Raw genomic sequence first — 14,264 nt, 5'->3', positions numbered from 1 at the left:
ACCTCTTATAATTAAACGTGTTGCAGCGCTTTTTCCGCCAGCTGCGCAAAATAGGCGGCAGCGGGTTCAATTAACGCTTCGTCCGGGTTAAACGCCGGGTGATGTAAACCAAAGGGGCTGGCGCTGCCGATGCTGACAAACGCGCCGGGTATATTTTGCAGATACACCGCAAAATCTTCCCCGCCCATATGCAGCTCCGCATGATGGGTTTCGTAGCCCGCTTCTCTGGCGACCGAGGTGGCAAACGCCGCCCAGTGCTCGTCGTTAACCAGCGCGGCGGGTCCGGCATACCAGGTGATATAGATTTGGGCGTTAAAGGCGCTGGCAAACCCGGCGGCGATGTCGCCGACACGCGCTTTTACCTTTTGCTGCACGTCGCTGCGGTGAGTGCGCAGCGTCCCCTCCAGCTCAACCGTCTCCGGCAGAACGTTCCAGGTATTGCCCCCGGTGATGCGCGTGACGCTGAGCACCACCGAATCCAGCGTATTGACGTTCCGGCTGGCCACGCTTTGCAGCGCCGTCACCAGCTGACTTGCCAGCACGATGGCATCGTTGCCCTCGTGAGGACGCGCCGCGTGTGCGCCCTTGCCGGTAATGCGGATGGCGAAGCGATCAACGTTGGCGTAAAACGGCCCGCCGCGGGTGGCAAATTCACCAACCGGCAGCGACGGCTCGTTATGCATACCGAAGATGGCGCTCACGTCGCGTAACGCACCGGCACGGATCATGCTTTTCGCACCGCCAAAGTTCTCTTCGGCTGGCTGGAAGAGGATCCGCACTCGCCCGGCAAGCGAAGCTTCTCGGGCTTTCAGCTTTAGCGCTGCGCCAAGAATAACGCTGGTATGCACGTCATGACCGCAGGCGTGCATCACCCCCGGCCGCTGCGAGCTAAACGGCACGCCGCTGCGCTCCTCAATGGGCAGAGCATCAATGTCCGCCCGTAGGGCAATTAGCTTTTTACCCGACCCAATTTCCGTCACCAGTCCGGTTTGAAGGTCATAGGGCAGCGGCGCGATCCCAGCCTGAGTCAGCCACTGGCGCAGCCGCGCGGTTGTTTCAACCTCCTGACCGGACAGCTCGGGGTGCTGGTGCAGCTCACGACGCCAGGAAATTAGCTGTTCGCTAAGATTCATACCGTCACCGCCTTATTCTGTCTGGCCTCTGCCAGCAGACGAAGGGATCGCGTGCGGCGTGTACCTTCTGCAATCGGGGTATCGATGATGAACTCATCAATGCCCCACTGTTGATGCAAGGCTTCAAGCTGCGCCACCACCGCATCAGCCGTTCCGGCCAGCAGAGACTGCGCCCGGCGGGCAATACGCAGCGGTTCGCTCCCGGCCTGACGCGCAAAGGCGTAGGCCTGCTCCTCGCTGGCTACCGTCACGCGCTGGCCGTTTGCCAGCTCAACGCCCCACACTTCCACCTTCTGCGCCAGGGCTTGTGCCTCGGCCTGCGTCGTTGCAACGATGGCCTGCACGGCCACGATAACGTCAAGGGTGCTGTGCTCGCGCCAGGTCGCCACCACCTCGCGCAGCAGATCCGGATCGCCATTGAGATGAGCAGCAAAGACAAAGTGCCAGTCGAGCGACGCCGCAAGAAGCGCGCTTTCGACGCTGGCTCCAAGCAAAAAGCCCTGTGCGGGCAGCGGCGGCAGCGGCGTGGCGCGCACGGCCTCGTCCGCAGACTGATACTCAGGGCGAAGCCAGCGATCAAGCTGCGTGAGCTGATCGGCAAAGCTGCCTTTTTCCTGCGGGTTCAGGCCATGCTGTAGCGCACGGGTAGAGAGCGGCAGGCCACCAGGCGCTTTTCCGACGCCAAGATCGACCCGTCCGGGGGCTAATGCGGCCAGCAGGTTAAAATTCTCTGCCACCTTGTAAGGGCTGTAATGCTGAAGCATGACGCCGCCCGATCCCACGCGGATACGCCGTGTTTGCCCGAGGATCCAGGCAATCAGCAGCTCCGGTGAGGGGCTGGCAAGCTGAGGGGTATTGTGGTGCTCGGCAATCCAGAAGCGGTGATAACCCAACGTTTCCGCTAGCTGCGCCAGGCTTAGGGTTCGCGCCAGCGCATCGGCGGCCGTTTCATTTTCCGCAACGGGGCTTTTATCCAGAATGCTGATTCGCCAGGACATGTTCGCTTCTCGTTTGACTTAACATGCCGTCATTATTAAAGGCGTATTTCATCGCTGAGAAACAATTAATTTACATTTGGTTTGCCGGAAATCAGATATACAAAACCATGCTAAGAATAAGGCCTTGGCGGTTTTTCCCGTCGGTGGTCAGGCCCCGGGGTACTGTTCGTCGGTGACTTTTTCCAGCCATTCCACCGGGCTGCCGTTAACCGATTCGGCAATCGCAATATGGGTCATTGCCGTTTCGGCGCAGGCACCGTGCCAGTGTTTTACCCCTGGCTCGATCCAGGCGATATCGCCCTGGTTTAGCGGCTCGGCCTCTTCTCCCCACGCCTGCAGCCAGCCGCGCCCTTGGGTGACGATCAGCGTCTGCCCGAGCGGATGCGTGTGCCAGGCGGTGCGCGCACCCGGCTCGAACGTCACCGTTGCGCCGCCCACTTTTGCCGGTTCGGTTGCCTGGAATGGGGCGTCAATGCGTACGGTACCGGTAAACCAGGCTTCCGGCCCCTTCGCGGAAGGTAATGAACCACTGCGGATAATCTTCATCGTTGTCTCCTTTTTTTGCTGTTGAGGTAACAGTAGCGCAAAGCGCAGGCGAGCATTAGAGTGCATAATCAGAAAGGAACTGTGAGACGAATTCATAAATCAGGGCGTCAGTATGCTTAAAGACAATTTTAACGATCTGCTCTCGTTCATGGTGGTTGCGCGGGAACGCAGCTTTACCCGTGCGGCCGCGCAGCTCGGGGTTTCCCAGTCGGCGCTCAGCCACGCGATGCGTAACCTGGAGGCGAGGCTCGAGGTTCGGCTTCTGACGCGCACCACGCGCAGCGTCGCCCCGACAGAAGCTGGTGAAAGGCTGTTGATGCGACTCAGCCCGCACCTGCTGGAGATTGAACAAGAACTCACTGCACTGCGTGATACCCGCGATCGACCCGCCGGGAATATTCGCCTGACCGCCGGGGAGCATGCGATGTCTGCCGTGCTGTGGCCGGTGCTTAAACCCTTTATGACGCAATACCCTGACATTCACGTCGAGGTTACGGTAGACAACGGGCTGACGGACATCGTTGACGGGCGCTTCGACGCGGGCGTACGCCTCGGCGAACAGGTGGCAAAAGACATGATCGCCGTGCGCATCGCGCCGGATATGCGCATGGCGGTGGTCGGTTCAGCAGACTATTTTGAGCGTTACGGCACGCCCGATACGCCGGAACAGCTCCAGCATCATCGCTGCATCAATATGCGCCTGCCGACGCGCGGCGGTTTATACGCATGGGAGTTTGAGCGCGATGGCCGAGAGCTGCGCGTGCGGGTTGACGGCCAGCTAACCCTGAACAATCTTCCGCAGCGTATTGATGCCGCCGAAAGCGGTCTGGGCCTCGCTTACGTTCCGGAAGATACCGTCCGCGAGGCGCTCGACCAGGGGCGATTACTCCGCGTGCTGGAGGCGTGGTGCCCGCCCTTTGACGGGTACCACCTTTACTACCCGAGCCGCCGCCAGCACACCACCGCGTTCTCGCTGCTGGTTGACGCACTGCGCTATCGGTAGCTTATTTTCCAACACGGGACTGGAGGTGAGCCGGATAACGCTCGCCGACTACGTCAATGTCTGCCAGCGCGTGATGAATGTTGGCAAGATCACTTTGTGACAGGGTCACGTTTACCGCAGCCAGATTTTCCTCCAGCCGGTGCAGCTTGGTTGTGCCAGGAATCGGCACAATCCATGGGGCTTTTGCCAGCAGCCACGCCAGGGCGATTTGGGCTGGCGTTACGCCCTGCTCCGCTGCCAGGCTCTTGACCACCTCAACCAGTTTCTGATTCGCCTGGCGCGACGCCTCGCTAAAGCGCGGAACGACGTTGCGAAAATCGCTGCTGTCGAAGGTCGTACTGGCGTCGATTGCCCCGGTCAGAAAGCCTTTACCCAGCGGACTGAAGGGTACAAACCCGATGTTAAGCTCCTCCAGTAGTGGCAGGAGCTGCTGCTCTGGTTGCCGCCACCACAGGGAATATTCGCTCTGTAATGCCGTCACCGGACATACCGCGTGGGCGCGACGAATGGAATCTACGCCCGCTTCAGAAAGACCAAAATGCTTCACCTTGCCTTCGGCAATCAGATCGGCAACGGTTCCGGCGACATCTTCCATTGGTACGTCAGGATCGACGCGATGCTGATAATAGAGGTCGATGTAATCGGTTTTCAGCCGCGCCAGAGATCCTTCCACCGCCGCGCGGATATGTTCCGGACGACTGTTCAGCGCCTGCCCCGGTCGTTCGCAATCAAAGCCGAACTTAGTGGCAATCACTACGCGGTTGCGAAACGGTGCCAGCGCCTCGCCAACCACCTCTTCATTGATATAGGGCCCGTAAATCTCCGCCGTGTCGAAAAAGGTCACCCCGCGCTCGACCGCCTCGCGGATAAGCGCGATGGCCTGCTGTTTGTCCGTTGCCGGGCCGTAACCGTAGCTTAATCCCATGCATCCCAGCCCAAGCGCTGAAACCGTCAGTCCGTCTTTACCTAACTGTCGCTGTTGCATTCTTCACCTCGTGTTTTATTTCTGTCGGGATAACTTTAGGTGGGTTTGTTTATGAACACTACAGCGCAAAACTGCTAGTGCTTATGAATTTTACTCATTAATGACTTCGGGCGACCGGTAAGCAGTGCTGATGAATAAATCATCACTGCGCCTGCTGGTTTGTCTAAAAACTCGCCGACTTTTAGTGCGTTATGATCCGCTCTGCTCGGACCACACGATTTCCTTCGATGAGCATCACTTTCGGCACGGTTATATTTTGCGTCACCTATAAATTGCAGGTAGGATGCCACGCCATGTTTTGCCTTATCCATACGCAGAATGACTGGAAAGGCGGCATGTGCCTGCGCAGAAGCAATCGTTTGTGTCGCTCTCTGCCAGACAGGACTATCACGTTAATGGTTCAGACAGGTAAACAGGTAACTCAATGAAAACAAGCAATAAAAGCGCGGCCGAACATCACGCTGCGAAACGTCGCTGGTTGAACTCTCACGAAGAGGGCTACCACAAGGCGATGGGCAACCGTCAGGTTCAAATGATTGCCATCGGCGGCGCTATCGGTACGGGTCTGTTTTTGGGTGCTGGCGCACGTCTTCAGATGGCTGGCCCTGCTCTCGCACTGGTTTATCTGGTGTGCGGGATCTTCTCTTTCTTCATACTCCGCGCGCTGGGCGAACTGGTACTGCATCGCCCCTCCAGCGGCAGCTTCGTCTCTTACGCCCGCGAATTCCTCGGTGAAAAAGCCGCCTACGTGGCGGGCTGGATGTATTTCGTTAACTGGGCGATGACCGGGATCGTGGATATCACCGCGGTTGCGCTGTACATGCACTACTGGGGCGCGTTTGGCGACGTACCGCAGTGGGTCTTTGCCCTCGGCGCGCTGGCGATTGTCGGTACCATGAACATGATCGGCGTGAAGTGGTTCGCCGAGATGGAGTTCTGGTTTGCGCTGGTGAAAGTACTGGCGATCGTTATCTTCCTGGTGGTTGGTACGGTGTTCCTCGGCACGGGCAAACCCCTGGATGGCAACGCCACGGGCTTCCACCTCATCACCGATAACGGCGGCTTCTTCCCGCACGGCCTGCTGCCCGCACTGGTGCTGGTTCAGGGCGTGGTGTTCGCCTTTGCTTCTATTGAGCTGGTCGGCACCGCCGCTGGCGAGTGTAAAGATCCGCAGACCATGGTGCCAAAAGCGATCAACAGCGTGATCTGGCGTATTGGTCTGTTCTACGTTGGCTCCGTGGTGCTGCTGGTACTGTTGCTGCCGTGGAATGCCTATCAGGCGGGACAAAGCCCGTTTGTGACCTTCTTCTCTAAGCTTGGCGTGCCGTACGTGGGCAGTATCATGAATATCGTGGTACTGACCGCCGCCCTCTCCAGCCTGAACTCCGGCCTCTACTCGACTGGCCGTATTCTGCGCTCGATGTCCATGGGCGGCTCCGCGCCGAAATTCATGTCGAAGATGAGCAAGCAGCAGGTGCCGTACGCCGGTATCCTCGCCACGCTGGTGGTGTATGTCTTTGGCGTGTTCCTGAACTATCTGGTGCCGTCTCAGGTGTTTGAGATTGTCCTGAACGTGGCCGCGCTGGGCATCATCGCCTCCTGGGCCTTCATCGTGGTTTGCCAGATGCGTCTGCGCAAAGCGATTAAAGAAGGGAAAGCCGCCGAGGTGAGCTTTAAGCTGCCGGGTGCGCCGGTGACATCCTGGCTGACCCTGCTGTTCCTGTTCAGTGTGCTGGTGCTGATGGCGTTTGACTACCCGAACGGTACATACACCATCGCGACCATTCCGGTGTTAGCCGTTGTACTGATTATCGGCTGGTTTGGCGTGCGTAAGCGCGTTAATGAAATTCACAGCACCGCGCCGGTTCATCATGATGAGGACCAGCATGATCGCCCGCTGGTTGAAGAGACGTCACGATAATAATAAAGCCGGGTGGCGGCTTCGCCTTACCCGGCCTACGGTTCACGGTTTTGTAGGCCCGGTAAGCGGGTGAACGAAATTCACAGCAACGTGCCGGTTCATCATGATGAGGACCAGCATGATCGCCCGCTTGTTGAAGAGACGTCACGATAATAAAAAAGCCGGGTGGCGGCTTCGCCTTACCCGGCCTACGGTTCACGGTTTTGTCGGCCCGGTAAGCGCATTAACGAAATTCACAGCACCGTGCCGGTTCATCATGATGTTGACCAGCATGACCGTCCGCTGGTTGAAGAGACGTCACGATAATAAAAAAGCCGGGTGGCGGCTTCGCCTTACCCGGCCTGCGGTTCACGGTTTTGTAGGCCCGGTAAGCGCAGCGCCACCGGGCAATACCCACATTACAGCGCGATACGAATGACATCGTCAGGTTGGGTTGCTTCCTGCTGGCGAGTCGATTTCTGCTTCACCGTCACATACAGCGTTTTACCGTCGGCAGACAGCGCCAGGCTGTTCGGGTAGACCGGCGTATCATAGGTTTTCGTTACTTTGTAGGTTTTCGCGTCAATCACGCTGACCTTGCCCGCTTCGCGATGGGTCACGTACGCCTCATTGCGCGCCGGGTTGAACAGCACCGCCAGCGATTCCGGCGCGGCGATTTTCTCGACAACGCTTCCGTCTTTCAGGCTCACCACCAGCACTTCAGGCTGCTTTGAATCAGTCACAAACGCGCGTTGGCCTGCGGTATCAAGACTCAGATTCAGATAGAAGTGTTCTTTGCCGTCGTCCTGCAACTTCTTACGGCTCAGGATTTTGTTGGTCGCGGTATCAATCGTCAGCAACTCGCCGTCGCCGTTAGTGGTGTACAGACGTTTCGCCTGCGCATCCAGCGCCAGGCCAGTACCGTAAGTGCCCGTATTGGCGATGGTCTCTTTCAGTTTCAGCGTGGCGCCGTCGACTACCCAGATCACGCTCTCTTTGCCGACACCGGTGATGTAAACGGTATGGGTGGTGTCATCGGCAACCAGCTGGCGCGGCTGAAGCGGTTTAACCGTTTCGCTACGCTTGCGGTCATCCAGCACCAGACGCCCTTTCACGTCGCCCGTTTTCGCGTCAATGGCCGTCACGGCGCTGCTGGTGGTGTTGCCGAACCACAGGGTCTGGGTGGATTTGTCGAAGGTGGCGCCAAACGGTTTGAAATCGTTATGAATGGCCTGCGTCACTTCCAGCGTAACCGGATCCAGTCGATAGACCACGCCGCCCTTGTCGAGCTTGCGGCTTTGCGACGTCGCAACCCACAGCGCATTCTCCTGCTGGCTCACCGCCATTTCGTAAGCACCCTTACCCACAGCCTTACGCAGCACGTCGTCGGCGGCGTGCGCCTGGAACGCTCCGGCAAGGAGTAACGAGCTTAACAGCAGAGAATTTTTCAGGCGCGGTGAGCACAGATGGCGTAAAGACATAACAATTCCTTTTTAAAAGAGAGTGTGTACTGCTGACATCGCTTCCGGGAGACAAAGTCGTGGCTTTGCCCATTTTTAATGAGAATAGTAATCATTAATTTGTTAAATGTGGAGTTTTTCTTTCCGCTCTGCCCTTCCATTAACGCAACGTGCGGTTATAGTTTTCAAAAGATTTACAAAAGATTTAACATGTATGCACATGTTCCATTTGGTTCGTTTTCTTTCATAACCGGTTTATTTCATGAAAATCATTTCTGCCCGTAGGGCAACGCTCCCGCTGTTGTTGGTTCCCGTCACGTTTGGCCCGCTGAGTGCCGTGGCCGCAGAGGAACAGACCCTGATCGTCAGCGCGACCCCGCAGACCGTCTCCGAGCTTGATACGCCTGCGGCCGTAAGCGTGGTGAACGGCGATGATATGCGTCACGCCGCGCCGCGCATTAACTTGTCTGAATCGCTCGGCAGCGTGCCGGGGCTACAGGTTCAGAACCGTCAGAACTATGCGCAAGATCTTCAGCTTTCGATGCGCGGCTTTGGCGCACGCTCAACCTTCGGCGTGCGTGGTATTCGCATGTATGTGGACGGTATTCCAGCGACCATGCCCGACGGTCAGGGCCAGACCTCAAACATCGATCTCTCCAGCGTGGAGAGCGTTGAAGTGCTTCGCGGCCCCTTCTCGGCCCTGTACGGAAACGCCTCTGGCGGCGTCATCAATATCAACACCCAAACCGGACAGCAGCCGCCAACCATTGAAGCCAGCAGCTACTATGGCAGCTACGGTACCTGGCGCTACGGCATGAAGGCGAGCGGCGCAATGGGCGACGGGACGCACGCGGGCGATGTGGATTACACCGTCTCAACCACCCGCTTCACCACCAAAGGCTATCGCGACCACAGCGGCGCGCGCAAAAACCTTGCCAATGCTAAGCTTGGCGTGCGCATTGATGACGTCAGCAAGCTGACGCTGATCTTTAACAGCGTGGACATGAAAGCCAACGATCCGGGCGGGCTGAGCTATCAGGAGTGGCAAAACGATCCGCGCCAGTCTCCGCGCGGCGATGCGTTTAACACCCGCAAGACCATCAAGCAGACCCAGGCCGGGCTACGCTATGACCGCCAGATGAGCGAGCAGGACGATCTCAGCGTGATGATGTACGCCGGTGAGCGCGAGATGACGCAGTATCAGTCGATTCCTTACCAGCCGCAGCTGAGGCCCACCCACTCCGGCGGCGTGATTGATATGCAGCGCCACTATCAGGGTATCGACACCCGCTGGACCCACCGCGGTGAACTGCTGGTGCCGGTCACCTTCACCACCGGCCTGAACTACGAAAACCTCAGCGAAGATCGTCGCGGCTACGAGAACTTCGTGATGCATAACGGCGTGCCGGATTACGGCGTAAAAGGCGACAAGCGCCGCAACGAACGCAATTTAATGTGGAACGTTGATCCTTACCTGCAAACCCGCTGGCAGCTGACGCAGAAACTCTCCGTGGATGCGGGCGTGCGCTACAGCTCGGTCTGGTTCGACTCGAATGACCACTATGTTACCCCGCAAAACGGCGATGACAGCGGTGACGCGAGCTACCATAAATGGCTCCCGGCTGGTGCGGTAAAATACGCCGTGACCGACGCGTGGAACCTGTATGCCGCAGCCGGTCGTGGCTTTGAAACGCCGACCATCAACGAGCTTTCCTATCGTCCGGATAACCAGGGTGGTCTGAACATTGGTCTGCAACCCTCAACCAACAACACCTATGAAGTGGGCAGTAAAACCCGCATTGGCAATGGCTTGCTGACGGCGGCGCTGTTCCGCACCGACACCGACGATGAGATCGTGGTGGATTCCAGCGCGGGCGGGCGCACCAGCTATAAAAATGCCGGTAAAACCCGACGTCAGGGTGTGGAGGTTTCGCTCGACCAGCAGTTCGCCGAAAACTGGAAGCTGAAAATGGCGTGGACTTATCTCGATGCCACCTACCGCACTAACGTGTGCAGCGAGGGAGACTGTAACGGCAACCGGATGCCGGGGATCGCCCGTAACATGGGTTACGCCTCGTTCGGCTGGCAGCCGGAGGATGGCTGGTACGCCGGTACCGACGTGCGGTATATGAGCGATATAATGGCGGACGACGAAAACACGGCGAAAGCGCCATCGTACACGGTCGTCGGGTTGAACACCGGGTATAAGTTTAACTACGGTAACTGGGGTATGGACGTCTTTGGTCGCATCGACAACCTGTTTGACAAAGAGTATGCCGGATCGGTGATCGTCAATGAATCTAACGGGCGTTATTACGAACCTGCTCCGGGTCGTAACTATGGCGTAGGATTGTCGGTGTCTTACCGGTTTGAATAAACAATGATTCGGCCTCGCCATTTAACCTGCGTTATTGGCGAGCCTGATTCTCGAATGGTTTTTGAAATGCGTATTCCCGGTGGCGAAATGCCCCGGGAATTATTCATCAAATAAATGTGTTGAATATAAAATAGACTCCTGACCCGATAATTCCCTAGCTAAAATATTGCCGCTGTAAAAGTGCATCCGCTTCATCAATCAATTTATCGATCGCTTTTTGGCTGGCGACGACATCTTTTCGCTCAAGGGCGTCAAGCAGCTCCGCATAGTGGTAAGTGTCAACCGGAACGTCCTTGAACTCGTCATGCAAATAGTTAATGCACGGCCCGATGCGCACCCACAGTTGCTCAATAAGCGCGCTCAGCGTTGGCATTTCAGCGTACTGATAGAGGCTGAAACGAAATACGCGGTTAGCGTGCAGCGCACGCTGCACATTGCCCTGCCGCATGGCCTCATGAAACGCTTCTGACATTTCACGTAACGCATTCACTTTGGCTTCAGACATGTGACCACAGGCAGCAGCGACAGCCATCGGCTCCAGCTGCTTTCTGATGGTATTGATCTCTTTGTAGCGTTCGAGCGTCACTTCCGGCACCAGAAAAGCCTGTGCTGGCGTGGCATGCAGTGCCCCTGCGGAGACCAGCCGCAAAAGCGCCTCACGCACCGGCGTAATGCTGGTGCCTAGTTTATCTGCAATTTCTTTGGTGATCAGCCGTGCGCCAGGTTTGAGGGAGCCGGTAATTAATGCCCCTTTCAAACTGATCTCAACTTGCATAGTCAGACTGATTCGTTGTGCCTTTTCTAAATGATCCAAATCAAGCATATTCACTTCCCGTAGCCAAAACAAAATGCTCTTTGCAGCGGCCGTTAAAAAACGCCGCCGGGTTGATATATCCTGTATCGTTATGCCTGGTATTGGGAGATGCGCATAAACGCAAATACTGCAAACGGTATTTTTTATCGCGGTCGGGCCGTCTATGCTGATGACGCCGAGCGCTATGCTGTTTAATTAAAGACAATATATCGTATCTTCACAAATGATTATGGCGGGAAAACCCGCCATGAACGATTTATTTGTTATCAGCCGCCACGCGTATCACGACTTTGCCGAAGTTTTTCCCTTCTAGCAGGCCGATTAATGCCTGAGGTGCATTTTCCAGCCCATCCGTGACCTGCTCACGATAATGGATTTTCCCCTCCTGCACCCAGCGACCCATCTGCGCCTGAAACTCGTCGATGCGATCCCCATAGTCCTGGGCGATGATGAACCCCTGCATGCGAATGCGCTTCTTGAGGAGTGTGCCCATCAGCAGCGGCAAACGATCGGGGCCGTCCGGCAGGTCGGTGGCGTTATAGCCGCTGACCAGTCCGCAAATCGGTACGCGGGCGGAGGTGTTCAACAGCGGCAATACGGCATCAAAGACTTTACCGCCGACGTTCTCATAGTAGACGTCGATGCCGTCCGGGCAGGCATCGGCCAGCTGCTGCGCAAAGTCATCCGCATGGTGATCGATACACTGGTCGAATCCCAGAACCTCGACCGCATGACGGCATTTTTCCTCGCCACCGGCTACGCCCACGACGCGGCAGCCTTTGATTTTACCGATTTGCCCGACCGTCGCGCCGACAGGCCCGGTTGCTGCGGCCACCACCAGGGTTTCGCCGGATTTGGGCTGCCCGATATCCAGCAGGCCCATATAGGCCGTAAAGCCCGGCATACCCAGGATACCCAGCGACCACGAAGGATGCGCAGGGTTGTCACCCAGTTTCACCAGATCCTTTCCGTCGGACAACGCATGGGTTTGCCAGCCGCTGTAGCCGAGCACCCACTCGCCGGGTTTGAAATCGGGATGGTTTGACCGCTCAACGCGGCTGACCGTTCCCCCCACCATCACCGCCCCAATCTCAACGGGTGGCGAATAGGATGGCGCATCGCTCATGCGTCCACGCATATACGGATCGAGTGACAGCCACTCGGTGCGCAACAGCACCTGGCCCTCTTCCGGCTCGGGAATGGGCTGTTCCTCTAAACGAAAATTCTCTGGCGTCGGTGCGCCATGCGGGCGAGACGCCAGTACCCAGCGACGATTTTGCATTGCAGATTGACTCATAGATCGCTCCTCATTTGTGCAAATGTCCTGCGCGGCCCGTCTCGACGGGCCACATGATTGTTACGTTCCGGACTGATTAAGCCTGACCACCAGATACACGCACGGTGCATCGGTCTCGTTGATAAACCGACAGTCGTTGGGCGGCCCCAGCTCAAGGCAATCTCCCGCGTTCATTTCATGGCGGGTGTCCCCCTCCAGAAAGACCAGCTTCCCGGACTGCAGCCAGATCAGCTGGCGCGCCAGCGCGTAGGATGATGCGGGCATGGGCACGTCGCTGCCTGCAGGGAGTTCAACCTGGACGAGATCGATAGGCAGGTCGGTTCGCGGTGAGACGTGGCGGCGAAGATAGTGAGTTTGCGGGTCGCGCCATACCGGCTGGTTCGCCAGACGCAGCAGTTTGCCTTCCTGCATTTCGGCGCGGGCAATAAGGGTCGACATGCTGATGCCAAATGCCCCGGACAAACGCGCAAGCAGCGTCGCCGTGGGGCTGCTTTCTCCGCGTTCAATTTTGTGGATCATGGCACGCGACACGCTGGCCCGGTCGGCCAACTCGCTCAATGACCATCCCCGGGATTCCCGTTCAAGGCGAATTCTGGCGCTAATCCGTTGATTCATATTGTCTGAAATAGTGTTCATGACGTCATACTATAGTGTATGAACAGCATTTCAACGCAGTTTTCATAACAAAAAAATATGGATTATGCCGTAGCGTAGTCACGTCACCCTTGTGTAATATCGTGACAAGTCCGTACTACTATAGTGAACAACACGCTCAGAGGGTTCGCCATGATCGTTCGTCATGCCTGCAAAGAAGATTGCGCCGCCATCGGTGACATCTACAACCATGCGGTACTGCACACCGCTGCTATCTGGAACGACAAAACCGTGGATGTCGATAACCGCATCGCATGGTTTGAAGCGCGGACGCTGGCCGGTTTTCCGGTACTGGTCAGCGAAGAGAACGGCACGGTGACGGGCTATGCCTCGTTCGGCGACTGGCGGGCTTTCGAAGGTTTTCGCCATACGGTTGAGCACTCGGTGTACGTTCATCCGGACCATCAGGGAAAAGGGATTGGCCGGGTGCTGATGAATGCGCTGATTGATGAAGCCCGCAAAATGGGCAAACACGTGATGGTGGCGGGAATAGAGACGCAAAACCACGCCTCGATCCATCTGCACGATACGCTGGGTTTTATCACTACCGGGCAAATGCCGCAGGTGGGCACCAAGTTTGGCCGCTGGCTGGATTTAACCTTTATGCAGCTGCAGCTGGATGAGCGCAGCGATCCGGACGCCCTGCCATGAATCAGTCGATTACGCTGGCCTGTCTGGTTGCGGCGGGCATCGGTCTGGTGGTGCAAAATATGCTGATGGTGCGCATCACCCAGTCTTCGTCCACCATCCTTATCGCCATGCTGCTCAATTCGCTGGTCGGTATCGTATTGTTTGTCAGCATTTTACTGATTAAGCAGGGTTTTAGCGGATTCGGTGAACTGGCCGCGACGATACGCTGGTGGACGCTGATCCCCGGTTTGCTGGGATCGTTTTTTGTCTTTGCCAGTATCAGCGGATACCAGAACGTTGGCGCGGCAACGACCATCGCCGTGCTGGTAGCCAGCCAACTGATTGGCGGGCTGGTAATGGATATACTGAAAAGCCACGGGATCCCGCTGCGCGCCCTGATCGGGCCGGGATGTGGCGCAGTAATGCTGGTGGTCGGCGCGTGGCTGGTGGCCCGCCGTCAGTTCTGA

The 14,264-nt window shown here is 57.1% G+C and carries 13 protein-coding genes; 5 read left to right on the top strand and 8 right to left on the bottom strand.

What is annotated here, in order from left to right:
- Window positions 1–11: 11 nt before the first annotated feature.
- The 3 genes from ACWKX3_RS04725 to ACWKX3_RS04715 all read right to left on the bottom strand — a co-directional run bounded on the left by ACWKX3_RS04725 (window position 12) and on the right by ACWKX3_RS04715 (window position 2,677).
- The gene (locus ACWKX3_RS04725; protein ID WP_236347585.1) at window positions 12–1,133 is read right to left on the bottom strand and encodes a M20 peptidase aminoacylase family protein; all 1,122 of its coding nucleotides are present in this window, start codon (window positions 1,131–1,133) and stop codon (window positions 12–14) included.
- The gene (locus ACWKX3_RS04720) at window positions 1,130–2,131 is read right to left on the bottom strand and encodes an LLM class flavin-dependent oxidoreductase (RefSeq protein WP_058608734.1); all 1,002 of its coding nucleotides are present in this window, start codon (window positions 2,129–2,131) and stop codon (window positions 1,130–1,132) included. The genes ACWKX3_RS04725 and ACWKX3_RS04720 overlap by 4 nt, the downstream gene beginning before the upstream one ends.
- A gap of 147 nt (window positions 2,132–2,278) precedes the next feature.
- Entirely contained in the window at window positions 2,279–2,677 is a 399-nt protein-coding gene (locus tag ACWKX3_RS04715; RefSeq protein WP_058608733.1) for a (R)-mandelonitrile lyase, read from the bottom strand.
- Between the two features lie 112 nt (window positions 2,678–2,789).
- Here ACWKX3_RS04715 and ACWKX3_RS04710 point away from each other — a divergent pair, with 112 nt between their 5' ends.
- Window positions 2,790–3,680, top strand: coding sequence for a LysR family transcriptional regulator (locus ACWKX3_RS04710; protein WP_058608732.1), 891 nt, complete (start codon window positions 2,790–2,792; stop codon window positions 3,678–3,680).
- A 1-nt stretch (window position 3,681) separates the two neighbouring features.
- On the opposite strand, the gene ACWKX3_RS04705 is transcribed toward ACWKX3_RS04710, so the two are convergent.
- A complete protein-coding gene (locus tag ACWKX3_RS04705) occupies window positions 3,682–4,665 on the bottom strand; it encodes an aldo/keto reductase (protein WP_454541359.1) in 984 nt (327 codons plus the stop codon).
- 424 nt (window positions 4,666–5,089) lie between these two features.
- Here ACWKX3_RS04705 and ansP point away from each other — a divergent pair, with 424 nt between their 5' ends.
- Entirely contained in the window at window positions 5,090–6,586 is a 1,497-nt protein-coding gene (gene ansP / locus ACWKX3_RS04700; RefSeq protein WP_102890917.1) for an L-asparagine permease, read from the top strand.
- A gap of 398 nt (window positions 6,587–6,984) precedes the next feature.
- Here the strand turns inward: ansP and yncE are convergent, their stop codons facing one another.
- Window positions 6,985–8,046 carry a 7-bladed beta-propeller protein YncE gene (gene yncE, locus ACWKX3_RS04695; protein ID WP_454541358.1) on the bottom strand — a complete coding sequence of 354 codons (1,062 nt, stop codon included), beginning with the start codon at window positions 8,044–8,046 and terminating at the stop codon, window positions 6,985–6,987.
- A 241-nt stretch (window positions 8,047–8,287) separates the two neighbouring features.
- Here yncE and pqqU point away from each other — a divergent pair, with 241 nt between their 5' ends.
- The gene (gene pqqU / locus ACWKX3_RS04690; protein WP_454541357.1) at window positions 8,288–10,402 is read left to right on the top strand and encodes a TonB-dependent receptor PqqU; all 2,115 of its coding nucleotides are present in this window, start codon (window positions 8,288–8,290) and stop codon (window positions 10,400–10,402) included.
- Between the two features lie 154 nt (window positions 10,403–10,556).
- Here the strand turns inward: pqqU and ACWKX3_RS04685 are convergent, their stop codons facing one another.
- The 3 genes from ACWKX3_RS04685 to ACWKX3_RS04675 all read right to left on the bottom strand — a co-directional run bounded on the left by ACWKX3_RS04685 (window position 10,557) and on the right by ACWKX3_RS04675 (window position 13,149).
- Window positions 10,557–11,225, bottom strand: a complete 669-nt coding sequence (locus ACWKX3_RS04685) for a GntR family transcriptional regulator (protein WP_006175449.1) — start codon at window positions 11,223–11,225, stop codon at window positions 10,557–10,559.
- Between the two features lie 247 nt (window positions 11,226–11,472).
- Window positions 11,473–12,513 (bottom strand): NADP-dependent oxidoreductase, encoded by a 1,041-nt coding sequence (locus ACWKX3_RS04680; protein WP_454541356.1) that lies wholly within the window; start codon window positions 12,511–12,513, stop codon window positions 11,473–11,475.
- 60 nt (window positions 12,514–12,573) lie between these two features.
- Window positions 12,574–13,149 carry a helix-turn-helix domain-containing protein gene (locus ACWKX3_RS04675; protein ID WP_006175453.1) on the bottom strand — a complete coding sequence of 192 codons (576 nt, stop codon included), beginning with the start codon at window positions 13,147–13,149 and terminating at the stop codon, window positions 12,574–12,576.
- 150 nt (window positions 13,150–13,299) lie between these two features.
- Here ACWKX3_RS04675 and ACWKX3_RS04670 point away from each other — a divergent pair, with 150 nt between their 5' ends.
- Window positions 13,300–13,818, top strand: a complete 519-nt coding sequence (locus ACWKX3_RS04670; RefSeq protein ID WP_006175455.1) for a GNAT family N-acetyltransferase — start codon at window positions 13,300–13,302, stop codon at window positions 13,816–13,818.
- Entirely contained in the window at window positions 13,815–14,264 is a 450-nt protein-coding gene (locus ACWKX3_RS04665; protein ID WP_454541355.1) for a DMT family transporter, read from the top strand. Before ACWKX3_RS04670 ends, ACWKX3_RS04665 begins: the two co-directional genes overlap by 4 nt.

This window comes from Enterobacter sp. UPMP2052, assembly GCF_053709675.1.
Note: the sequence above shows the minus strand (reverse complement) of the source record. Positions and strands in the feature narration are given on the sequence as shown.

What these genes read in the sequence shown, in the direction of transcription:
- ACWKX3_RS04720 (WP_058608734.1), bottom strand. Translation starts at nt 2,131, where the DNA reads ATGTCCTGGCGAATCAGCATTCTGGATAAAAGCCCCGTTGCGGAAAAT.
- ansP (WP_102890917.1), top strand. Translation starts at nt 5,090, where the DNA reads ATGAAAACAAGCAATAAAAGCGCGGCCGAACATCACGCTGCGAAACGT.
- yncE (WP_454541358.1), bottom strand. Translation starts at nt 8,046, where the DNA reads ATGTCTTTACGCCATCTGTGCTCACCGCGCCTGAAAAATTCTCTGCTG.
- ACWKX3_RS04680 (WP_454541356.1), bottom strand. Translation starts at nt 12,513, where the DNA reads ATGAGTCAATCTGCAATGCAAAATCGTCGCTGGGTACTGGCGTCTCGC.
- ACWKX3_RS04710 (WP_058608732.1), top strand. Translation starts at nt 2,790, where the DNA reads ATGCTTAAAGACAATTTTAACGATCTGCTCTCGTTCATGGTGGTTGCG.
- ACWKX3_RS04665 (WP_454541355.1), top strand. Translation starts at nt 13,815, where the DNA reads ATGAATCAGTCGATTACGCTGGCCTGTCTGGTTGCGGCGGGCATCGGT.
- ACWKX3_RS04675 (WP_006175453.1), bottom strand. Translation starts at nt 13,149, where the DNA reads ATGAACACTATTTCAGACAATATGAATCAACGGATTAGCGCCAGAATT.
- ACWKX3_RS04715 (WP_058608733.1), bottom strand. Translation starts at nt 2,677, where the DNA reads ATGAAGATTATCCGCAGTGGTTCATTACCTTCCGCGAAGGGGCCGGAA.
- ACWKX3_RS04725 (WP_236347585.1), bottom strand. Translation starts at nt 1,133, where the DNA reads ATGAATCTTAGCGAACAGCTAATTTCCTGGCGTCGTGAGCTGCACCAG.
- ACWKX3_RS04705 (WP_454541359.1), bottom strand. Translation starts at nt 4,665, where the DNA reads ATGCAACAGCGACAGTTAGGTAAAGACGGACTGACGGTTTCAGCGCTT.
- pqqU (WP_454541357.1), top strand. Translation starts at nt 8,288, where the DNA reads ATGAAAATCATTTCTGCCCGTAGGGCAACGCTCCCGCTGTTGTTGGTT.
- ACWKX3_RS04670 (WP_006175455.1), top strand. Translation starts at nt 13,300, where the DNA reads ATGATCGTTCGTCATGCCTGCAAAGAAGATTGCGCCGCCATCGGTGAC.
- ACWKX3_RS04685 (WP_006175449.1), bottom strand. Translation starts at nt 11,225, where the DNA reads ATGCTTGATTTGGATCATTTAGAAAAGGCACAACGAATCAGTCTGACT.